General features: G+C 55.2%; 18 protein-coding genes. 10 read left to right on the top strand and 8 right to left on the bottom strand.

The genetic code is table 11. The features are described 5' to 3' along the window. Window positions 1-418 precede the first annotated feature (418 nt). The 4 genes from NXT09_RS07330 to NXT09_RS07315 are packed head-to-tail and all read right to left on the bottom strand — an operon-like array spanning window position 419 to window position 5041. Window positions 419-2242 carry a metallophosphoesterase family protein gene (locus NXT09_RS07330; RefSeq protein WP_268579286.1) on the bottom strand — a complete coding sequence of 608 codons (1824 nt, stop codon included), beginning with the start codon at window positions 2240-2242 and terminating at the stop codon, window positions 419-421. A gap of 41 nt (window positions 2243-2283) precedes the next feature. Further along, the gene (locus NXT09_RS07325) at window positions 2284-3189 is read right to left on the bottom strand and encodes a glucosamine kinase nucleotide-binding domain-containing protein (protein ID WP_268579285.1); all 906 of its coding nucleotides are present in this window, start codon (window positions 3187-3189) and stop codon (window positions 2284-2286) included. Continuing rightward, window positions 3186-3737, bottom strand: a complete 552-nt coding sequence (locus tag NXT09_RS07320) for a glucosamine kinase (RefSeq protein WP_268579284.1) — start codon at window positions 3735-3737, stop codon at window positions 3186-3188. Before NXT09_RS07320 ends, NXT09_RS07325 begins: the two co-directional genes overlap by 4 nt. Further along, complete coding sequence (locus NXT09_RS07315; protein WP_010286561.1) at window positions 3734-5041, bottom strand: ABC transporter substrate-binding protein; 1308 nt, start codon at window positions 5039-5041, stop codon at window positions 3734-3736. The genes NXT09_RS07320 and NXT09_RS07315 overlap by 4 nt, the downstream gene beginning before the upstream one ends. 453 nt (window positions 5042-5494) lie before the next feature. Here NXT09_RS07315 and NXT09_RS07310 point away from each other — a divergent pair, with 453 nt between their 5' ends. The 7 genes from NXT09_RS07310 to NXT09_RS07280 all read left to right on the top strand — a co-directional run bounded on the left by NXT09_RS07310 (window position 5495) and on the right by NXT09_RS07280 (window position 13972). Continuing rightward, window positions 5495-7957 carry a hypothetical protein gene (locus NXT09_RS07310; RefSeq protein WP_268579283.1) on the top strand — a complete coding sequence of 821 codons (2463 nt, stop codon included), beginning with the start codon at window positions 5495-5497 and terminating at the stop codon, window positions 7955-7957. A gap of 1 nt (window position 7958) precedes the next feature. Continuing rightward, window positions 7959-9065 (top strand): beta-galactosidase BglB, encoded by a 1107-nt coding sequence (gene bglB, locus NXT09_RS07305; RefSeq protein ID WP_240583733.1) that lies wholly within the window; start codon window positions 7959-7961, stop codon window positions 9063-9065. Window positions 9066-9067: 2 nt separating this feature from the next. After that, complete coding sequence (locus tag NXT09_RS07300; protein ID WP_205551574.1) at window positions 9068-10159, top strand: ABC transporter ATP-binding protein; 1092 nt, start codon at window positions 9068-9070, stop codon at window positions 10157-10159. A 23-nt stretch (window positions 10160-10182) separates the two neighbouring features. Continuing rightward, on the top strand, window positions 10183-11181 hold the full coding sequence (locus NXT09_RS07295; RefSeq protein WP_010279314.1) for a carbohydrate ABC transporter permease: 999 nt from the start codon (window positions 10183-10185) through the stop codon (window positions 11179-11181). A gap of 8 nt (window positions 11182-11189) precedes the next feature. Further along, window positions 11190-12242, top strand: coding sequence for a carbohydrate ABC transporter permease (locus NXT09_RS07290; RefSeq protein ID WP_014916590.1), 1053 nt, complete (start codon window positions 11190-11192; stop codon window positions 12240-12242). After that, window positions 12242-13279, top strand: a complete 1038-nt coding sequence (locus tag NXT09_RS07285) for a LacI family DNA-binding transcriptional regulator (protein WP_095700540.1) — start codon at window positions 12242-12244, stop codon at window positions 13277-13279. Before NXT09_RS07290 ends, NXT09_RS07285 begins: the two co-directional genes overlap by 1 nt. A gap of 78 nt (window positions 13280-13357) precedes the next feature. Next, window positions 13358-13972 carry a hypothetical protein gene (locus tag NXT09_RS07280; RefSeq protein ID WP_205551571.1) on the top strand — a complete coding sequence of 205 codons (615 nt, stop codon included), beginning with the start codon at window positions 13358-13360 and terminating at the stop codon, window positions 13970-13972. A gap of 65 nt (window positions 13973-14037) precedes the next feature. Here NXT09_RS07280 and NXT09_RS07275 read toward each other — a convergent pair whose 3' ends face one another. Then, entirely contained in the window at window positions 14038-14496 is a 459-nt protein-coding gene (locus NXT09_RS07275) for a GNAT family N-acetyltransferase (protein WP_268579282.1), read from the bottom strand. A 335-nt stretch (window positions 14497-14831) separates the two neighbouring features. Here NXT09_RS07275 and NXT09_RS07270 point away from each other — a divergent pair, with 335 nt between their 5' ends. Both NXT09_RS07270 and NXT09_RS07265 read left to right on the top strand, forming a co-directional pair. After that, on the top strand, window positions 14832-16097 hold the full coding sequence (locus tag NXT09_RS07270) for an MFS transporter (RefSeq protein ID WP_240583729.1): 1266 nt from the start codon (window positions 14832-14834) through the stop codon (window positions 16095-16097). A gap of 1 nt (window position 16098) precedes the next feature. Next, the gene (locus tag NXT09_RS07265; RefSeq protein ID WP_268579281.1) at window positions 16099-17532 is read left to right on the top strand and encodes a glycoside hydrolase family 32 protein; all 1434 of its coding nucleotides are present in this window, start codon (window positions 16099-16101) and stop codon (window positions 17530-17532) included. Window positions 17533-17710: 178 nt separating this feature from the next. Here NXT09_RS07265 and NXT09_RS07260 read toward each other — a convergent pair whose 3' ends face one another. From NXT09_RS07260 to NXT09_RS07250, 3 genes are all read right to left on the bottom strand, one after another. Next, entirely contained in the window at window positions 17711-18706 is a 996-nt protein-coding gene (locus tag NXT09_RS07260; RefSeq protein ID WP_119888516.1) for a LacI family DNA-binding transcriptional regulator, read from the bottom strand. Between the two features lie 126 nt (window positions 18707-18832). Next, on the bottom strand, window positions 18833-19375 hold the full coding sequence (gene ssb1, locus NXT09_RS07255) for a single-stranded DNA-binding protein SSB1 (RefSeq protein WP_039283288.1): 543 nt from the start codon (window positions 19373-19375) through the stop codon (window positions 18833-18835). Next, window positions 19356-19550 carry a hypothetical protein gene (locus NXT09_RS07250; RefSeq protein ID WP_182912385.1) on the bottom strand — a complete coding sequence of 65 codons (195 nt, stop codon included), beginning with the start codon at window positions 19548-19550 and terminating at the stop codon, window positions 19356-19358. Before NXT09_RS07250 ends, ssb1 begins: the two co-directional genes overlap by 20 nt. Window positions 19551-19624: 74 nt before the next feature. Here NXT09_RS07250 and uvrA point away from each other — a divergent pair, with 74 nt between their 5' ends. Continuing rightward, window positions 19625-22459: an excinuclease ABC subunit UvrA gene (gene uvrA / locus NXT09_RS07245; RefSeq protein ID WP_240583727.1), complete on the top strand. Its 2835-nt coding sequence runs from the start codon at window positions 19625-19627 to the stop codon at window positions 22457-22459. Window positions 22460-22471 lie beyond the last annotated feature (12 nt).

Below are 22471 nucleotides of genomic sequence, written 5' to 3'. Positions count from 1 at the left end.
ATGATGATAGAGGGAATAGGTAAGAAAGTATGTAAGTCGACATTAGGGGGATTTGGTGTGATTGCTACAGGTGTGCAGTATTTCGTGCGCTTCACTGCTGAAAAAAAACCAGCTAACTCATATCGCGATGGCTCTTCTTTTCACGGCGTAAAAAATTATGCTGAGGGGAACATGAACGCCGAGTGAGCGGCATGGATGCCGCGAAAGCCAGTGCCGCGTAGGGAACGCGTCACTGGCGGCTCGAAACGCGGGCATGGGCACCGAAGGTACCGCTTTAGCGGCATAATTTCCGCCAAAAGCCGGGGTTCATAGGGGGCTGGCGTAGCCCCCTATGTCGGGCGCGTGCTACGACGTAGCATGAAGAGAACGGTGTTTGAAGCGCACGAAACCACCTCCAGCGCTACATAACCAAGATGCATCACACCGTGACGAAATTCCCCTGCATATCAACCACAAAGCGAGTAGCAGGCTCGTCATTAATATAACCGGCGAGGATTTTCAGCATCAGGCCGAAGCGGTATTGCAGGCTGTCCGGCGGTAGCGTGGCCGTTGGCGTGTAGGCCGCCAGCAGGGCGCGGTACTGTTTCACCCGCGCTGACGGAATATCCTGCCAGGCGAGATCGCTGCCGTTGCGCAGGCAGTACCAGTCGGTCACCAGCGTGAGCAGTGAAATATCCTGTAACCCATCTGTGCCTGCAACCGCATTCGGTTTACGCTCGGCGGCGTCGGGCAGCGTTTTGGTGCTGATCGGTTCCTGTTGCTGTGCGATCCACAGCAGATCGGCACAGTTCAGCGTATTGATGAGAGACGATAAATCTTCCGGCCAGTCTTTCACCAGAAAACGCTGGCGTACCAGCAGCGCCAGATGATGGTGCAGGAAGTCATAATAATCGCGGCTTTTCAGAATGTCGCCCAGCGGTTCACCAGTGCGATCCAACTCTTTCTGATAAAACGGGAACAGGTGGTTGAACTGCGGTACGTTGCGCAGGACCAGCGTATCGATATCGACTCGGTCATTATGCAGCGTCGCCAGCTTCATGGCGGGCGGATAGGCAGCCAGCGATGGCACGGCAACATTGACCAGCGTCCCTTGTGAACCTCGATACACGCCGGTGTCGTTAACGTGCAGGTGGCCGCTGAAGTGCAGGCGGATTCCTGCCGCCAGCGCCTGTTCGGCGACCTCTGGCCGCGGCGTGCGTTTAATGAAACTGTTGCTGCCAAACAGCTGCTTTTCGTCTTCTACCGTGCCGTCGAGGAAATCGACCAGCGGATAGTGTGAGAACACCAGCAGCTTCTTGTTCTGCGCTTTTGCCCGCTGTACCACCGATTTTACCCACGGCAGCATGAACGGTTTCTCGGTCAGCAGCGCGTTCCAGCCGGTATTGCTGCTGGTGGAATAGCCTTCAATCCCTTCGCGTTTCTCCGGGCCGTCTTTGACCTGATACACGTTGGCATCGATGGAAAGCAGCCACAGTCCCGCTTCCGGCTCCACCAGATAGGACGCATCCACGATATTCCACTGCTTGCTGCCGTCCGGTGAGCGCGCGAGATACTGGCGTTTACTGAGTTCATCGCTGTCGCCAAACGGCGTTTCCCAGTGCAGGAAGTCGTCGCGTTTAAAGAAACCAAACGGCTTCATCAGCGGCAGGCCGCGTTCATAGCCGAGCGCCTGCATCTTGGCGGTGACAATCAGCGACTGTGCGTCGCCGAGTTTAACGCCGGGTTTGCTGCTCAGCATGGTGCTGCTGCCGTCGGCGTTGAGCATTCTTTGCCAGGAATCATCACCCTGTGGACGATTGACATCGTGGTTGCCGGGCGTGGCGAAGAAGCGCATGCCGTGGCGCTGTTCATACTGCGTCAGGATGGCGGCAATCCCTTCAACGGTAGGCTGCTGGCCGTCATCAGAATAATCGCCGGACAGCACGACGTATTTCACCTGCTGTTTTGCCAGTTCATCCAGCGCGGCCAGCAGCGCAAAGTAGGGCTCATTGAAGATGCGGGTCGAATTCACCGAATCTTTCAGGGTGCGAATGGTCAGCTTTTTTCCGGTCTGCACATCGGGCAGGCCGTCAAAATCGTAGTTGCCGTAAATATTATGGACGTGGACATCCGAAATAATGGCAATGCGCAGCGGCCCGGCGGGGGCGGCTGATTCGCCATTCGCGTGAAAAAAGCCGCCAGCCAGCGTAATGGCGCTGCCTGCGCCGAGCTTGACGAAAGTTCTACGAGTGAGTGATTCCATGACTATCTCCATAGGCGGGGTTGCTGGTCGAACCCAAAGGACTAGCGGTATAACGCATAATCATGACAGGCAATCAATCGTGCGCCGTCGAGCGCATCGCCCATCGGGGAGGCGAGTTGGGATTGCCACTCGTCCGGCAGCCACGGGCGAATGTGTAAGCCGATGCTGCCCATGAGCGATAAGCGAGGTGTGGCGTGGCGCGCCACGGCGGCCAACAGCAGGCTGATTTCGCTGGCCGTCTGCGCCAGCAGCGCGTGAGACACGGCATCGTCCTGCTGAGCGCAGTCAAATACGTGGCGGGCGAACTGCGCATAGTCGCCCGGTTTCGCCTGCTGGCTGAATGTCTGTAGCGCGTCGAGCGTATTTGCGGCCTGCGTGGGTGTTGCGCTGGCGGAAAAGACGTCGTCGATGCTCTGACTGAGCGCAGACGGCGCGCACCAGCTTTGCAGCACATTATAGGTATGTTGCAGCGCCGCCAGCCCAAGCCGTGCACCGCTGCCCTGATCGGAAATCGGGAATTCATGGCCGCCGTAGGCGGTAATCGTCTGGTTCTGCCACGCCAGCCCGCAGGAGCCGGTTCCGGCAATGACCACGCCCGCCTCTTTCCCTTGGTTGACGGCCAGACAGGCACCCAGCGCATCGGTATTGAGCACCTGGGCGGCATAAGGATGTGGCAATGCCAGAAACGCCTCGTAGGCGACGCGGTGTTCTGCGCTGGCGAGTGCCAGCCCGACTTTCAGTCGGGAGACGTCATCCGGTGACAGCCCGCTGTGCTTCAACGCCTGTGCGATGGCATCATCCACCGACTGGCGCACGCTTTCCACGCCGAGCAGCAGATTGGCACGACCGCCGTGTCCCTGACCGAGCGGCGTACCGTCGGCCTGATAAATACGAGCCCGACAGCCTGTGCCGCCGCCATCCACCCCGGCATAGAGCCATGTCGTCATGATGCGTGCGCTCCAGAATCCAGATAGGGAAGACAGGCCACCGCCAGATCGCCGCTGAGGCTGACGGACTCAGTTTGTGAATCCGGTAGGCTGTTGAGCAGCAGGTTCAGTTCACCCGCACAGCGGGTCAGTAGCTGCACTGCCAGCGCATCCTGCTGGTGTGCCAGCACAACGTGCCCGAGCGTGGTGTAGTCTGTGGTCTGTGCCTGTTTTGACCAGTCGATCACGCGATCGACATGTTTATCGAAGTGCAAGAACAGTACTTCACTGAGTGGCGTCAGCGGGGTGATGCCCTCAACCGCCTGAAGCATCTCCTGCACCGCCCACAGCCCCAGCCGTGACAGGCTGGCCGGGTTGCCGATGGGGAAGCTGTCACCGCCGCGACAGGTCAGGAGGCCGTCATGCCAGTGCAGCAGCCGGGTAAAACCGCCGCTGACCAGCAGATAGCGGCTTTGCCCCGGCCAGTGCTGTTCGCATACCGTGCTTTCGCTAATGCGATCAAAGGGGCGATCGCCATCGATGTCGATCTCCCTCAGTTGCCATTTCACGGTGCGTTTTTCCGCTGTTGTTGATTTGTCGCGATCGTTTCGTTGAGGCGCTTCACATCGTTGGACGTCAGGCGCAGATACTCATCAAACGACACTTGATCGTTCAGGTATTGGGTAAAGCGCGTCAGAATGATCGGGTACAGCTCGTTCGCACCCAGACTTTCCATACGTTCCCAATCAAAGACGTAAGAAGGGATCTTTTTGATCTCTTCGCGCGCGGTGTTCAGGCCGTCGATCACGTGTTTATCTTTGGTCTGGTAGTGCAGATCGGTAATATCCGCGCCGACGATGATATTGAAGCGCTCGGCGATCTCACGTTGTAGCGGTTCGCTGCCCAGCCACTCCATGAATTCGGCGACTTCCTGCGGGTGTTTGGTGGTGGTGAACGGCATGATGAAGGTCGCGCCGCCCATCGAGATGCATTTCTCTTTGCAAGGTGCAGGCAGCACTTTCCAGTCAAAGCCGTCGCCAATCTGCTTACTGAACTGGTTCAACAGCCAGTTACCGGAGAAGTAGGTCACGATGTTTCCGTTCACGAAATCATCCGCCATGCTCTTGTACTGGCCACCGCCCGCTGCGCCCCACATTTCACGCGGGAACACACCTTCATCCGACCAGCGTTTCAGATCTTTAATCCACTGCTGCGCTGCCGCGTCCGGGAAGTTGATCAGCCCGTCTTTATCGTAACGTGCGCCGTAAGAGTAGGCCGGACCGGAGAAGCGGAAACCGCTGCGGTCGATGGTGAAGGGAATATGCACGCCGGTTTTTTCCGCGACCAGCTTCGAGGCTTTCATCAAGTCATCAATCGTGTAGCCCGGCTGCGGCAGAGGAACGCCTGCCTGTTCAAACAGCGTCACGTTAACGAACGGCAGATCGGCAGTCCAGGAAGCGACAAAGCCCGGCAGCGCATCCGCTTTATGCACGCCTTTCACGCGCATGATCTTTTCGATACCGGCGCTATAGCGTTTCTCAAAGGCGGCTGGGTCTTTCAGGTAGGGGCGCAAATCCAGCGTATAGCCGAGCAGCCCCATTTGCGTGGTTTTGGCAATATCCGGGCCTAAACCCGCTGCCAGTTGCATAGGTAACTGTGTTTGCAGCGCGTTATAGCCAGTGCTGACAAAATTCACATCGATGCGCTCATTGCTCTGGGAGAAAGCTTTTACTTTCTGCTCCATGAAATGCACTAATTCGGGATCGTCATCACTATATAAAAATGTTATTTGCGTTTTAGCGGCTAACGCGCTGCTGCTGAATAACCCCAGTGCAAGGGCGGAAAAAAATAACGCGGTGTTGGAACGCATCATAAAAATCTCCGTTGGTGAGCACATCTTATGTTTGATTAATGACGTAAATACCCTGTCGCTGTTAACGGGGTTTATTTTATTCCTGCGATTTATGCTGTCTTTTAATTAATGCAAATTTGCATTCATCTGTCATTTTCATCATGCAATCATGGACAGAACGCTGATTGATTTATGTGAAGCAGGTTAAAGATATTTTAAATGTTGATTTAAATAAAGCATTTTTGTGATATTAATCACATATATAAACGCGATAATCTTATTTATTAATGCGAAATGTCAATAAATGAATGCAAATGAAAATTTAATGCAAATTTGCATTCTCATTGCGATATCACGGTGCAGGGAATGACCCGCTGCCCTAAATATTGGCAGGGTGTGCACAGCGAGAGTGCAAATAAGTGCCGTCATACATTTTCGTTATTTTATTTTTCAACGCCGTAAACAGGATTTCGTATGAATATCGGTTGGAAATTAAAGAAGAACGGCGTCATTAATCGGTTTCTCATCACCGAGTTGACGGAAAAACGTTATTTCGCCGAGCCGGATACGCTGCCGGATAAGGTGAATTACCGCTTTATTAACGGTTTTGTCGATGTCGGCGTGCTGCCCTGCCGCGTGCGTTTTTTGCAGGAAGAAGCAAAGCGCGACGTGGCGCTGCCGGACGATTTACGCTTCCCGCTGATGTGGAGCGGCGGCGATGAAAGCCGCAGCGTGAATTTCAGCGATTTCTGGCCGTGTCCGGTTCACGTGCAGCGCTTTTCCCGCTGCGTAATCCATAGCGACAGCGCGCAGGTGGTACCGTTTACGCTCAGCACCTGCGGCGGCGTCACGCTGTGGCTGAACGGTGAGCCGATTACCCGCTTTACGCCGTTTACCCGCAATACCGAACAAACCTGTGCTATCACGCTGCCGCTGCAAGCAGGGGTAAACACGCTGGTGGTGCATAGCGAAGAGCTGTGCGAGCGTGATACCGACTACCTGTTCAGCCTGTGCTATCAGGGAGACGACACGCTTTTCTGGCAGCTTGATGAAGACGCGGCGCTCAGCGCACAGCTGGCCGCGCTGGATAGCTGGGTGAACGGGCTGACGCTGGAAAATAACCTGATCCAACCGCCCGTGCTGGTGCTGAACAGCACGCAGCCGCTGCCGGAATCCGTGATGATGGCGCATCGGCTGATTGGCAACGTCAACGAATCCGTCCCCGCATGGCAGCAGAAACAAACGCTGCCTGCTGGAAATCTGGGCTGGCAGGTGGATCTGCCTGCGGTTCTGGTGGGCTACTACGATCTGGTCTGCGCCGCGACCTGCAACGGCATTACGCTGACGCGCACCCTCAGCTTTGGGCGCTTGCCATCGCAAACGATGCCTGCGTTACCGACGCTGGCGGCACGGCGTGAAGCGCTGCTGCGCCATACCGCGCTGCACGGTTTTGAGCGCCTCGGGCGGCTACTGGCGATTGTCGCGACGGGCGAGGGAAGTGATGCCGCCGCGCCGATTCTCAACAGCGCATTGCAGAAAATCAGCCGCCGTGAAGACTGTGCCGATTTCCAGTTAGTGCCGCTGATTTGGCTGTGGCAGCGCTATCAAGGGCAGCAGTTGCCGCCGCAGGACTGGCGTCGCGTGCGCAGCGCGATTCTCGGTTTCCGCTACTGGATTGATGAACCGGGCAACGACACCATGTGGTTCTGGAGTGAAAACCATTGCCTGTGCTTCCACGTCGCGCAGTATCTTGCCGGACAAAACTTCCCGGATGACACCTTCCCATGCAGCGGCCGTCGCGGTCTGGAGCAAAAGGCGATTGCTCACGAACGCCTGACGCGCTGGTTTGATTCCATTCTGGAACACGGGCTGGTGGAGTGGAATTCGGCCGCCTATTACCCCATCGATCTGATAGGGCTGGTCGCGCTGTATGAACTGGCGCAGGACGCCGATCTACGCGAGAAATCCCGTGTGGTGATCGACCGCATTATGCTGATGACGGCGTGGGTGCATCAGAACGGCGTCGCGGTTGGCACGATGGGGCGCGCCTACGATAAAGAGCTGCGCTCCGGCATGTTGACCGAACTGTCCGGCCTGTGTGCGCTGATGTGGGGCGAGGGCTGGCTGATTCCGCATTGCGCCGCGCTGCCGCTGCTGTGCCTGAGCGACTATCAGCCGCCGGAAACGACAGATCGGATTGCGCACTGGTCACTGCCGCACGGTGCAGAAGCACGCTGGGTGCAGGGGCTGAACCGCAGCGCCCGCATCATCGCCTGGAAGCAGCGCGACGTTGCGTTTTCTTCCGTCTTCGATCATCACCCCGGCCAGCCAGGACACCAACAGCATCTGCTGGATGTGCGACTGGGTACGCACTATGCCGCCCGCCTGTGGGTGAACCACCCCGGCGAGGATCGCCCTGACGGCGTGCACCGTCCTTCTTACTGGGCGGGCAACGGACGTTTGCCGCACTTGATGCAGCATCGCAACCGCGCACTGATGGTGTTCGATCTGCAACAGGATATCCGTCCGTGGACACACCTCTATCTGCCACAAACCGCGCTGGATGACGTCATCGTTGAAGATGTCTGGTGCTTCGTACGCGGTGGCAACGGCTATGCCGCGTTTCATAATCCCGCCGGATTGCAGCCGTTTGCGACCGCAGGCCAGCAGGCGGAAGGCGAACTGCGGGCGTATGGCGAGCAGAATGTGTGGTTCGTTGCCGTGGACAGCGGCGATGGTGCAGAAGGATTTGCCGCGTTTGCTGACCGCTTCCGCGGGCGTTCGCTGATACAGGACAGTGACGGCGTGCGTATCGACGATCCCGATTACGGCGAACTGGCCTTTAGCCACGCGGCAGGATTCAGCGTGGCGCAGCAGCCTTTCATTTTTCCCGACGATGTCCCGGTCGTCCCGCAGTTCAACACAGGAAACCCATGACATGCAGACAGGTTCACTTAACCGACAACAAACCGAAGCGCTGCTGGCGCAGGTGGCGCGGGCATTTTGCCGCCTGAAAGCGATCGACAGCGTGACGCAGGACGATGCGCCGGACGCTGGACTGACGATTCAATTCGAAGAGTGGGATTGGGAAGTTGGCGTCGGGCTGTACGGTTTCTGGAAGCTGGCGCATCTGACGCAGGACGACACCATGCTGACGACGCTGGCGAACTGGTATCAGCAAAAGCTGGATGCCGGGCTGCCGCCGCGTCAGATCAACTCGACGGCACCGATGCTGGTGCTGGCTTTGCTGTGTCAGGACAAACCGGATGCGCCTGCACAGTGGCGTGAAACCGTGAGCGACTGGGCGGACTGGCTGCTGCACTCGTTGCCGAAAACCGAGGACGGCGGCTTCCAGCATACGGTGAAAGAGCGGCCGAACACCGGACAGCTGTGGGATGACACGCTGTTTATGGCCGGTCTGTTTCTGGTGGTCGCGGGGAAATTACTCTCTCGCCGCGATCTGATCGAAGAGGCGGAATATCAGCTCGTCACGCACGCACGCTATCTGGCCGATGTGCGCAGCGGGCTGTGGTATCACGGCTGGACGTTCGTCGGTCGCCATCACTATGCCAATGCGTTCTGGGGACGCGGCAACGCCTGGATCACGCTGGTGCTGCCGGAAATGCGGGTGCTGGCGGAGGATCAGCTGTCCGCGCCGGTCATGCGCACGCTGGAAGCGATTCTGGAACAGCAAACGACAACGCTGGCGCGCTGCCAGCATGAGTCCGGCTTGTGGCACACGTTGCTGGATGACCCGGATTCACCGCTGGAGACGTCTGCCAGCGCGGGATTCATTGCTGGGATTCTGACGGCGCGTCGGCTGGGCATGCTGCACGATTTCCCGCAGGACGTGCTGGAAAAAGGCTATGCCGCCGTGGTGGCGCAGATTGACGCACAGGGCGTGGTGCAGGGTGTCTCGGACGGCACGGCGATGGGGCACGACTTACAGTTCTATCGCGATATTCCCAATGTCGCCGTGCCTTACGGGCAGGCGCTGGTCATGCTGATGTTATTGGCACAGTTAGATTCTGTTTGCGAGGGCTGACAATGGCGAGTCTGGAACTAAAAAACGTCCACAAAAGCTATGGTGCGGTGAACATCATTAAAGGCGTGGATTTAACGATTCATGATGGCGAATTCATGGTCTTTGTCGGCCCGTCGGGCTGTGGAAAATCCACGCTGCTGCGGATGATTGCCGGGCTGGAAGAGATCAGCAGTGGCGAGCTGTGGATCGACAACCGTAAAGTGAACGATCTCACGCCAGCGGAACGCAAGATTGCGATGGTGTTCCAGTCTTACGCGCTCTATCCGCACCTTTCGGTGCGCAAGAACCTCGCGTTCGGGCTGGAGAACCTGCACTTCCCCAAAGATGAAATCGCCCGCCGTATTGATGAAGCCGCCCGCATGCTGGGGCTGGAACCGTATCTGGATCGTCGGCCGCGTGCGCTGTCGGGTGGGCAGCAGCAGCGCGTGGCGATTGGTCGCGCGATTGTACGCGAACCCGACCTGTTCCTGTTTGATGAACCGCTCTCCAATCTGGATGCCAAGCTACGCGTGCAGACGCGCGGCGAGCTGTCCCGCCTGCACCAGAAGTTGCGCACCACCATGATTTACGTGACCCACGATCAGGTGGAAGCGATGACGATGGCGCAGCGCATTGTGGTGCTGAACGCCGGTCGCATCGAGCAGGTTGGCACGCCGCTGGAGCTGTTCAATCGGCCGAAAAACAAATTTGTCGCGGGCTTCATTGGTTCACCGCGTATGAATATGTTCCCGGCGCAGATCGTTGCCACCTGCGCGGACGGCGTTGAGGTGCAGTGTCCGTCCGGCAATCGTCTGGTGCTGCCGTTTATCGGTACCGTCGGGCAGAACGTCACGCTCGGCATTCGTCCTTCACACTGTGAACTGGTAGAGGACGGCGAGGGCATGGCGCTGTGCGTCGATCGCTGCGAGATGATGGGGCATGAAACCTTTATCTACGGGCGAATGAGCGGCATTGACGATGAGATGATCGTCCATCTGGCGCAGCATCGCGAGTTCGCCGCGGGTGAGTCGGTGTTCGTCCGCTTCCCGCCGACGTATTGCCATCTGTTCGACGGCAAAACGGATGACACATTGCCGCGTTGTACCGAGCATTAATTATCGCGACGGGAGAGGACGACATGAAAAAGATTGCCTTACTGCCCGCAGGATCGCTGATCGATAAGCTGGTCACGCCAGTGGAAAAAGCGGTGAATCTGCTACAAAAACTCGGTGGCCGCAAAGTGATGCCGTGGTTTTTTATCGCGCCGAATATGCTGCTGTTCGCCGTTTTTGTCTTTATTCCGATTCTGCTGGCGGTGTGCTACGCCTTTACCGGCGGCACCAATATCCTGCTGTGGGAGCGCCCTTACGTCGGCGTGGATAACTTTTCCACGCTGCTGAGCTGCGGCAACTACGCCGAGCCATCGACCTGTGAACAGGATCTGTTCTGGACCGGCGTCTACAACACGGTGTCGTTCACCTTTTTCAACGTGCTCTGCACGTTGCTGGTGGCGCTGGTGACGGCGCTGATCCTCAACCGCAAGATTATCGCCCGTGGCTTTTTCCGCGCCATGTTCTTCTATCCGGTGCTGCTGTCGCCAGTGGTCGTTGGTCTGATCTGGCAGTGGTTCCTTAACCGCAACGGTCTGCTGAATCTGGTGCTGTCGTCGCTGGGCGGGCAGCCGATTACCTTCCTGCTCGACCCGACGCTGTCGCGCTTCTGGGTGGTGTTTGTCTCCGTCTGGTTCCACGTCGGGTTTTATACCCTGATCCTGCTGGCCGGATTGCAGGCGATCCCGCGTGATATTTATGAGGCGGCGGCGGTGGACGGCACCTCGCGCTGGCGCGGTTTCTATCGCCTGACGCTACCGCTGCTGGCACCGAACATTCTGGTGGTGGTGATTCTGCTGACCATCAACAGCGTGCAGATCTTCGATGAAGCCTGGGTGCTGACCAACGGCGGCGGCCCCGGCACGGCCAACAGCTTTATCGTGCAGTACATCTACCAGACGGCCTTTTCGTCAAACGCGTCACTCTACGGGCTGGCTTCGGCGGCCTCGGTGCTGATGGGCGTAGTGCTGATGATCCTGACGGCGTTGCAGTTCCTGCTGACGCGTCGGCTGGAAGGGAAAAAATAACGGGAGCCATGATGAAAATAATCGCATTTCTCACCCGTACCCGTCATCCGGGGCGCATTCACATAACGGATATCATGAGCTGGGTCTGGCTGGTGGTGGGTACGCTGCTGGTGATGATTCCGGTGATGTGGGCGGCGATGTCGTCGTTCAAAACGCCCGCGGAGATCAACCGCTTTCCGCCCAGCTTTCTGCCGCAGGCGGCGGATACCATCACGCTGCCGGAGTACCCGAAGCCGCTGGAGCTGTGGCAGGTTAAGCAGGAAGACGGCGAAGCAAAAACCATGGCATTGGTTAGACGCATCGGCCTGATTGCACAACTGGTGAACCCGGATGCGCCGAGTGAGGTGGTGCGTGTATCGACGAAAGATCTGGTGCCGATGAAGGCATTACATCTGGAGACGGAGAACTACACGACGCCGATAACGAAGTTCCACTTTGCCACCTATCTGAAGAACACCGTGTTTGTGACGGTAATGGCAACGCTGCTGACCCTGTTGCTCAGTTCGATGGCGGCGTTTGCGCTGTCGAAATACGAGTTTCGCGGGCGCGGCACGGTGCTGACGCTGTTTCTCTCCACGATGATGATTCCGCTGTCGGTGGTGATGGTGCCGACGTTTCTGGTGGTGATTGGCCTGAACATGGGCGATAACCTGTGGGGCGTGATTATTCCCACGGTGGCGACGCCGACTGGCGTATTCCTGCTGCGGCAATACATGCTGACGATCCCTGATGAGCTGATCGAAGCCGCGCGTATCGATGCCGCCAGCGAGTTCCGTATTTACTGGAAGATCATCCTGCCGTTAACCGCGCCTGCGCTGGCGGTGCTGGCGATCTTCTCGGTGATCTGGCGCTGGAATGATTTCCTCTGGCCGCTGATCGTCCTCTCCAGTCAGGATAATTTTACGCTGCAAATTGGCCTGAATGCGTTTCAGGGGCAGTTCTCGGTGCAGTGGCACTATATACTGGCGATGACGATGCTCTCGCTTCTGCCGGTGACGGCGGTGTTCGTCTTCCTGCAAAAATACATCACGACGGGGATTGCCAACACGGGGATGAAATAATGGCGACACTCAAGGATATTGCTGACCGCGCGGGGGTTTCCATCAGCACGGTTTCCCGCGCGCTGAACGGGACGGCACCGATCAGCGCCAAAGTCAGGCAGCACATCATGGCGATTGCTACCGAGCAGGGCTATCCGCTGCATAAAGTAGCTAAAGCGACCGTCGCGCAGACGGAACCGCTGCGCCACATTCTGCTGGCGACGCCGCGCAACCTGATGCTGGAGAGTGAGTACAATCTGGTGTCGCTGACGCTGATTAACGCCCTGAAAACGCTCTGTCTGCAACGCAATATCCAGCTGCGTCCGTTTTTGGGGGAACACGACACCATTAACGAACAGCAGCTCTTGCGTGAACTTCAGGGCGGAAAAGAGAGCGGCATTCTGATTGTGAATGACGATCACCCGACGCTGCTGAACGCTGTCGCGGAAAGCGGCATTCCGGCGGTGCTGATCAACGGTGAAGATCCCTCGATGCGCTTGAGCAGCGTGACGCCCGCTAACCACTATGCGGCAGCGGCGGGCGTGCGTTACCTGATCGAGCAAGGGCATACGCGGATCCTGCATCTGACCTGGACGTCGCGCATGACGATCAAACAGCGCGAGCGCGGCTATCGGGATGCGCTCACGCAAGCGGGGATTGCGGTCGATGAGGATCTGATCCTCTCGCTGCCGGATTTCCACCCACGCACGGCGCGTGATGCGCTGCTGCGCTGGCTAACGGCCAATCCTGACAGGCTGGGTGTCACCGCGATTTTCTGTGCGGCGGATAATCAGGCCATCGGCGTGATCGATGCGCTGTATCAGCACGGGCTGCGGGTGCCAGAGGACATGTCCGTGATGGGCATGGACGACATACTGCCGTTCGATATGCTGCCAGTTTCGCTCACCACGGTGCATTTGCCGTTTGAGACCATCGCCCGCGCGGCGCTACAGCTGCTGGCGCAGCAAATGACGCCAGCACAGGCGCTCGGTATTGCCCAACGTACCGAGTTAGCCGGACAGGTAGTGGTCAGAGAATCGGTACGGCGGGTGGGGTAGCGAAGATCAACGTAGCGGGTTCATTCATGTTGTGCTCAAATCCCTTACTGTGATGACTTTGTGTCTAAGGAGGGAGTGATGGATATTGAACAGAGAAATACTGGCGAACATCAAACGGTTATCAATAATGAATCCGGCGTTATTAACGTCAATAATCACCACGGGCAATACACTAATCTGGCGGGTGAAAACACGGCTCGCATTTATAAGGAAATATCGCATTCTGAGCAGAGTAAGTTCATTGTCAGCTTTGTGGCCGTTTGTTTATTGCCGGGATTGAGTCTTGTCGCGGATCTTATGCAGATTCATCCTGCAATCAACTTGCCGCTGTGGGCATATGTCATTGCATTCGGGGTGATATTTGCTGTGGTGGTGGCGGGATATTATGACAATCTCCGCATTTTTGTCTCCGGCGCGCCGAATAAAGGGGAATGCAAACAGCTTTATGCCGACAGGTTATTTAGCAGAACTGAAGGCGGCTATGTGGTATTTACCCACACGACGGCGTGTATTTATCCTGACTGCTGCGGAAAAATTGTGATTTCGACACCTCCAGAGAGATACAACGGAGAATACTCTTTTTTCGGTAAATGCAGCCTTGCTGGCAGGCAGCACTCTTATGGTATCGACTATAACTTCAAAGCGTATCCCATAAAGGTGGACTGGCGGCCGATACCCAAGTCGAACAAATAACGCTTTGGTCGTGAATTCCTGATGCCGCACAGAAAGTTTGTGCGGCGGAAATCTATTTTTTATCGTTAAAGCGGCATTCTGTATTCTATAACGCCCGGTTTTTCTGCCACCCAATCATAAAGTCGCTGAGCTGTTTTATTGGTTTCCTGAGTATGCCAATACAATCGGTCGCAGCTTTTTTCCTGTGCCTGTTCTCTCACGTATTCAATCAGTTTTTTCCCGACGTGTTTACCGCGAGCGGTCGGAGCAACAAACAGATCTTCTAAGTAACAATAAGAGTTTACTCCCCAGGTGGAATCGTGAAAAACAAAGTGCACGAAGCCCACAATATGTAATCCTTCTCTCGCTACCGCGCAGTACACGGGGATATCGGCTTTAAAAAAGCGGCTCCAGGTGGCTTCCGTGACCTCAGCGGAAAGCTGCACCTTATAGAATTCCTGATAACTCTTCCAATAGGGCAGCCACTGCGCGTGATCTTCTGGCTCAACGGGATTAACAATAATTTCTTGGTCTGTATTCATCATTTTATTTTCCTATTATCGTGGATAAGTGCTGGCAATCAGGCTGATATTTTCCGGAATAAAATAGCAATCAAATAGATGGATATGCCCCTCCACTTATTGAGAGAGGACCAGACCAATTTTTTCACTCTCCTGGCTGGCTGAGACCAAAAAGAAGAAGCTTTGTTTTTGTTCCGGTTCCGGTGCGTTGACATGAGTAAAAATTGGCGGTTAGGTCACAAAACCTCTAAGTTAACGTTAACATTTGTGATTACCATCCCATATCTCCACAAGGATGATGTAAATGATGGATTGTTAACGTTAACAATGGCGGTGAACTTCTTGCGGAATAGATCAACATGAATAAATACGCGCATATACCGGCATACTCTGCCAGACAAAATTACTTAAAATTAAGTGGGTTGCTATTCGCCTTCTTCTGGACATGGTCTTCAGCCTTTTCACTGATCTCGTTGTGGCTTAACCAGAAGGTTGGACTACGGGGAGCGGATACGGGGATCATTTTTTCAATCATCAGCCTTACCGCGTTTTTCGCTCAGCCGATTTATGGTTTTATTCAGGATAAACTGGGACTGCGAAAAAACCTGTTGTGGTGCATTGGCGTTCTGCTGTTGTTGAGCGGGCCCTGGTTTATTTTTGTTGGAACACCGCTTTTACGCTGGAATATGTTTCTCGGCGCATTCAGCGTCGGTGCTTATGTTGGCGCTACGTTTTTTGCAGGGATCGGGGTTCTGGAATCCTATACCGAGCGTGTCAGCCGCATTACGGGATTTGAGTACGGAAAAGCCCGTATGTGGGGATCGCTTGGGTGGGCGGGGGCGACGTTCTTCGCCGGAATGTTATTTAACATCGATCCTAACCTGAATTTCTGGATGGCCTGTGTATCAGCCAGTGTGTTCTTGCTGTTGTTATGGCGTCTTAATGATATTAAGCCGCACGCGATGGGCGAGCTGGAATACGGGAAGAGTAATGCGCTCACTGTCGCGGATGCCATTGGGCTGCTGCGCTTGCCGCGCTTCTGGTCTCTGGTGGTGTTTGTCTGCGGTGTGAGCGTCTATAACGTTTACGATCAACAGTTTCCTGTCTATTTCGCCTCACTGTTTAGCGACCCTGCGCGCGGCAACGAAATGTTCGGATTCCTCAATTCGTTTCAGGTGTTTTTAGAAGCCGGTGGCATGTTTTTAGCCCCGTTTCTGGTTAACCGTATCGGTGCCAAACGCGGCTTGTTATTAAGCGGCCTTATCATGACGTTTAGGATATTCGGATCGGGGCTGGCGGAAGGGTCATTTGCCATCTCGTTGTTAAAATTACTCCATGCCGTCGAACTGCCGATCCTGCTCATCGCCATGTTCAAATACATTACCTCGCAGTTCGACAAACGTCTGTCGGCCACGCTCTATCTGGTTGGATTCCAGTTTGTTACCTCATTTTGCGCCGCGATCCTCTCCCCGATTGTGGGGTATGGCTATGACGCACTGGGCTTTGCTGACACCTATATGATACTGGCGGTCGCTGTACTCATTCTGACACTGGTGTCTGGCGTATTGCTTCGCGCGGAGGATGATGAATCCGTTTCTGAAAATATGAATACAGCACCACGGTGAAATGATGAAATCACGTTTGATAAAGGCAGAATCTGCACGGAATACGTTGTTGACGCAGCGCGGCAATACGTTTTACCCACATTACCATTTAGCGCCGCCAGCGGGGTGGATGAACGACCCCAATGGCCTGATCTATTTCAATGGCGTCTACCACGCTTTCTATCAACATCATCCCATGAGTGAACACTGGGGGCCGATGCATTGGGGGCATGCGACAAGCCCGGATATGGTGCGCTGGCAGCATGAGGCTATCGCCTTGGCACCAGGGGATGAATATGATCTTGATGGCTGCTTTTCTGGCAGCGCCGTGGATGATGATGGCGTGCTAACGCTGATTTACACCGGACATGTCTGGTTGTCAGGAGAAGGGGACGACAGTGCCATCCGTGAAGTGCAATGTCTGGCAATCAGCCACGATGGTATCCATTTTGAAAAACGGGGCGTCATCCTGACGCCGCCAGAAGGCATTATGCATTTTCGCGATCCGAAGGTCTGGCGTGAGGATGGTTCTTGGTGGATGGTGATCGGTGCGCGGGACAGGAACGATACGGGGCAGGTATTACTGTATCGCGGTTCGTCGTTATCTGAATGGTGTTTTGAACGGGTACTGGCTCATGCCGATTCACAGGAAGGGTATATGTGGGAGTGCCCGGATTTTTTTCCATTAGGTGAACACCGCTACCTCATGTTTTCTCCTCAGGGGATGAAAGCAGAAGGCTATGCCTATCGCAATCGCTTTCAAAGTGGCGTCTTGCGGGGACACTGGCAGCCTGAAGCCATGTTTAAACGGACTGGGGCTTTCGAAGAACTGGATCATGGGCACGATTTTTATGCGCCACAGTCGTTTTTAACGGCAGACGGCAGACGCGTCATTTTAGGGTGGATGGACATGTGGGAGTCGCCTATGCCGTCCAAACAGGAAGGGTGGGCCGGATCGTTTACCTTGCCGCGTGAACTCATTGAATGTCACGGAAAGCTATATCAGCAGCCGGTTCGTGAACTGGAAAACCTGCGCCAGCAACCGCAGCTTATTGAGCCCGCGACCATGACGGGTCCCTTTCTTATCACGCCTTATGCAGACGCGGTTGAACTGGAAATCTGTTGGGACACGGCACGCAGCCAGGCAGAGCAGTATGGTGTCAGGTTGGGAGAGGGGCTGCAACTGTATGTGGATAATCAAGCTAAGCGGCTGGTGTTATGGCGTCGCTATCTACATGAAGGAATAGACGGCTATCGGAGCATCGCGTTACCGCAGTGTGAACAGGTAAAAATTCGGATGTTTATCGATCGTTCTTCGGTGGAAGTTTTTGTGAACGATGGAGAAGCCTGTATGACGAGTCGAATTTATCCGCAGTCGGAACAGCGTGCATTGACGCTTTATTCCAGTCAGGGAGAGGCGGTCATGCTTGGCGGTTCGCTTTGGCGTCTTGAATAGCGCCTGTTTGCATTGTAATCAATCGTTTACTGCGATGCGCTATTCATTACGTACTGAATCATTGCGTACTGAAACCACCGCGTAATCAAAAGATTGGTGCATTGATACACGAAGACTCGGTAGTCTCACTGTTGCTGAGTCTTTGTCAAACGTAAAAGCGAATCTTACCGCAGCCGTATTATGTCGATGAGCGGATCAGGAGTGGACAAGGGAGTTGCTGACAACCGCCGTTTTCGCGGTTTTCAATAATGTGAAGCGTTGCCTGCCGGCCAATCTCATCGTGAGGTAATTGTATGGTAGAAAGGGGAGGGAGGAATAAATTGCCCATGCCTACCTGATTATCAAACCCTAATACTGCAACCTGTTCGGGGATAGCAATGCCGTGTGCCAGCAAGACCTGATAAGCGATAAAGGCGATCCTATCGTTACCGCAGATAAGGACATCAAAATCAGGATGATTATCTTTTAATTTGATGGCCAGTAATTCTGCCAGGTCGGTGTAGTGTTCATCTCCCAACATCATATGATGCTGCGAGGTGTCTGATAATGAACGTCCCGCCGTTTGCCAGGCATGCTCAAACCCGTTGCGGCGGTCGCGGCTTGCCGCTTCTGCGTCAGGGAGCCAAAAGCACAGGGGTTTTTGGTAGCCACGATCAATCAGATAGCGTGTTGCCTGATACTGTGCGTCAAAATTGTTGGGGATGTAGGCGGGAAGCGACTTATCGTCTGACTGACAGTTCGCTAAAATAACATTTTCCCCTTTCAGCACATCTGGCAGCGTGACGTGGCGAAGCCCCATAGTGGTATAAATAATTCCGTCTGGGCGCTGTGCTAACAGCTGCCGTACTGCCCGCTCGCTGTCTTGCTCTGAAAAGATATTAATAAGAAAACTATTCCAGCCTTTTTCCCGCGCAGTTTGTTCTATTGCTAATAAAATTTCGACGGAGAAGGGCGTTGTTGCGGTATCTCTTGCCAGAATCGCAATAGTTGAGGCGCTGTTACGCTGGGTACGTATTTTTCGTGCGGAATGGTCGGGGATGTAGTTAAGCGTCTGCACCGCCTGCATGACGCGCTTTCTGGTTTCAGGGCGAACGGTATCGGGATGGTTGAGGACGCGTGACACCGTCATCATTGACACACCCGCTAACTGCGCCACATCCTTCAGGGAAACCATACTTTTTCCATTATGATGAAGATGATGACCCTTTATCATAAAAGGGTGATGAATCAATGCTTCAAGAGCTGATGGTTACCACAAAAGAATGTGGTAACCATCAATGTGACAAGGATACTTTCGAAATCAGAACGGAATGTCGTCGTCGAAATCCATTGGCGGTTCGTTGCTTTGTGCTGGAGCGCTGTTCTGTGCAGGGCGCTGTTGAGACTGCGCGCCGCCGCTGAACTGGTTGCCGCCCTGCGGCTGCTGAGGTTGACCCCAACCGCCTTGTTGCTGACCACCACCTGCGTTACCGCCTGCTGGTGCGCCGCCGCCTTGGCGTCCACCCAGCATTTGCATGGTGCCGCCGACGTTAACGACGACTTCGGTGGTGTAGCGCTCTACGCCAGCCTGATCGGCCCATTTACGGGTTTGCAGTGCGCCTTCGATGTAAACCTGAGAGCCTTTACGCAGGTATTCGCCCGCGACTTCTGCCAGTTTGCCGAACAGCACCACGCGGTGCCACTCGGTCTTCTCTTTCTGCTCACCGGTTTGCTTGTCACGCCAGCTTTCCGACGTAGCCAGCGTGATGTTGGCAACTGCACCACCATTCGGCATATAGCGGACTTCCGGGTCTTGACCCAGATTCCCGACAAGAATCACTTTATTAACGCCTCTGCTGGCCATGCTCGTCTCCTGATGAATCGGTAGATTTATTTTCTAAGTCTAAACGATCAATCTTACCATGGGAAAACTCTCTGTCATACCTGCGAAATGGCTTCAGAAATGAAAGTAAGGTTTGCAGCGTTTGCAAAGTAAACGGGTTTAATACTGGATATCCATTCAGTTTTTTTTGTGCCATAATTGCTCGTTTCGTACCGGTTCTCTCCGTTCGAGAGGCGATGACAAACCGTTTTTATTCCGGGAAGTGTGTGAATGGATAAGATCGAAGTTCGTGGTGCTCGTACCCATAATCTCAAGAATATCAACCTGATAATCCCTCGTGACAAGCTGATCGTAATCACCGGTTTGTCTGGTTCGGGTAAGTCATCGCTGGCGTTTGACACGCTGTATGCCGAAGGGCAGCGGCGCTATGTGGAATCACTCTCCGCCTACGCCCGTCAGTTTTTGTCGCTGATGGAAAAACCGGACGTCGATCATATTGAAGGGCTGTCGCCCGCCATCTCTATCGAACAGAAATCCACCTCGCATAACCCGCGTTCCACGGTCGGGACGATTACTGAAATTCATGACTACCTGCGTTTGCTGTTTGCACGCGTGGGTGAGCCGCGCTGCCCGGAGCACGATGTGCCGCTGGATGCGCAGACGGTCAGCCAGATGGTGGACAACGTGCTGGCGCAGCCGGAAGGTAAGCGCCTGATGCTGCTGGCACCGATTGTGAAAGATCGCAAAGGCGAACACAGCAAGACGCTGGAAAACCTGGCTTCACAGGGCTATATCCGCGCCCGTATCGACGGCGAAGTGTGCGATCTGTCCGATCCGCCGAAGCTGGAATTACAGAAAAAGCACACCATTGAAGTTGTCGTTGACCGGTTTAAAGTGCGAGAAGATTTGGCGCAGCGGCTGGCAGAGTCGTTCGAAACCGCGCTGGATCTGTCTGGCGGTAGCGTAGTTGTCGCTGATATGGATGACCCGACGCAGCCAGAACTGCTGTTCTCGGCGAACTTTGCCTGTCCGGTGTGTGGCTACAGCATGCACGAACTGGAACCGCGTATGTTCTCGTTCAACAATCCAGCGGGCGCGTGCCCAAGCTGTGATGGTCTGGGCGTGCAGCAATTCTTCGATCCGTCCCGCGTGGTTCAAAATGCTGAGCTGTCGCTGGCAGGCGGCGCGATTCGCGGCTGGGATCGCCGCAACTTCTACTATTTCCAAATGCTGCGCTCACTGGCGGAGCACTACAAATTTGACGTCGATGCCCCGTTTGAAAGCCTGAGCGCCGCGGTTCAGAAAGTGATTCTGTACGGCTCCGGTAAAGAGAACGTCGAATTCAAATACATCAACGATCGCGGCGATACCTCGGTGCGTCGTCATCCGTTCGAAGGCGTGCTGCACAACATGGAGCGCCGCTATAAAGAGACGGAATCCACGGCAGTACGTGAAGAGCTGGCGAAATTCATCAGTAACCGTTCCTGCGCTAGCTGTGGCGGGACGCGCCTGCGTGAAGAGGCGCGTAACGTGTTTGTTGAGCAGACGACGCTGCCGCAGATTTCCGATATGAGCATCGGCCATGCGATGACGTTCTTCCAGAATATGAAGCTCAGCGGGCAGCGCGCCCAAATTGCCGAGAAAGTGCTGAAAGAGATTGGCGATCGACTGAAGTTTCTGGTGAACGTCGGGCTGAACTATTTGTCGCTATCCCGCTCAGCGGAAACGCTGTCCGGCGGCGAAGCGCAGCGTATTCGTCTGGCGAGCCAGATCGGTGCCGGGCTGGTTGGCGTCATGTACGTCCTGGATGAGCCGTCTATCGGCCTGCATCAGCGCGATAACGAGCGCCTGCTGGAAACCCTGATTCACCTGCGTAATCTGGGCAATACCGTTATTGTGGTGGAACACGATGAAGACGCGATTCGCGCCGCCGACCATGTGATTGATATCGGCCCCGGTGCGGGCGTGCATGGCGGCCAGATTGTCGCAGAAGGCACGATGGAAGAGATCATGGCGGTGCCAGATTCGCTGACGGGGCAGTTCCTCAGCGGTAAACGTAAGATCGAAATCCCGAAACAGCGCGTGCCTGCGGATCCGACCAAAGTGCTGAAGCTGATTGGCGCGAAGGGCAATAACCTGAAAGACGTCACGCTGACGCTGCCGGTTGGGCTGTTTACCTGCATCACCGGCGTGTCGGGATCCGGCAAATCCACCCTTATTAACGATACCTTGTTCCCGCTGGCGCAGCGTCAGTTGAATGGTGCGACGCTGGCGGAGCCCGCCGCTCACCGCGAAATTCAGGGGCTGGAGCATTTCGATAAGGTGATCGATATCGATCAAAGTCCGATTGGCCGCACGCCGCGCTCCAACCCGGCAACCTACACCGGTATTTTCACGCCGATTCGTGAACTGTTTGCCGGCGTACCGGAAGCGCGTACCCGTGGCTACAACCCCGGCCGTTTCAGCTTTAACGTGCGTGGCGGACGCTGCGAAGCCTGTCAGGGTGACGGCGTGATCAAAGTCGAAATGCACTTCCTGCCGGATGTCTATGTGCCGTGTGACCAGTGCAAAGGCAAGCGCTATAACCGTGAAACGCTGGAAATTCAATACAAAGGCAAAGGCATCCATGAAGTGCTGGATATGACCATCGAAGAAGCGCGGGAGTTCTTTGATGCTATCCCGGCGCTGGCGCGGAAGCTGCAAACGCTGATCGACGTTGGCCTGTCCTACATTCGCCTTGGGCAGTCGGCCACCACGCTGTCCGGCGGGGAAGCGCAGCGTGTAAAACTGTCTCGCGAGCTGTCAAAACGTGGAACCGGGCAGACGCTGTATATTCTCGACGAACCTACGACCGGCCTGCACTTTGCCGATATTCAGCAGCTTCTTACCGTTCTGCATCAGCTGCGCGATCAGGGCAATACCATTGTGGTGATTGAGCACAATCTGGATGTAATTAAGACGGCAGACTGGATTGTCGACTTAGGGCCAGAAGGCGGCAGCGGCGGCGGAGAAATTCTGGTCTCCGGTACGCCGGAAACGGTAGCAGAGTGCGAACAGTCTCACACTGCGCGCTTCCTGCGCCCGATTCTGGCGCGCGAAGCCTGATAGCCGGAGGCG

This window comes from Pectobacterium jejuense, assembly GCF_026800125.1.
Classification (GTDB): Bacteria; Pseudomonadota; Gammaproteobacteria; order Enterobacterales; family Enterobacteriaceae; genus Pectobacterium; species Pectobacterium jejuense.
This window is presented reverse-complemented; position numbering and strand designations above follow the sequence as displayed.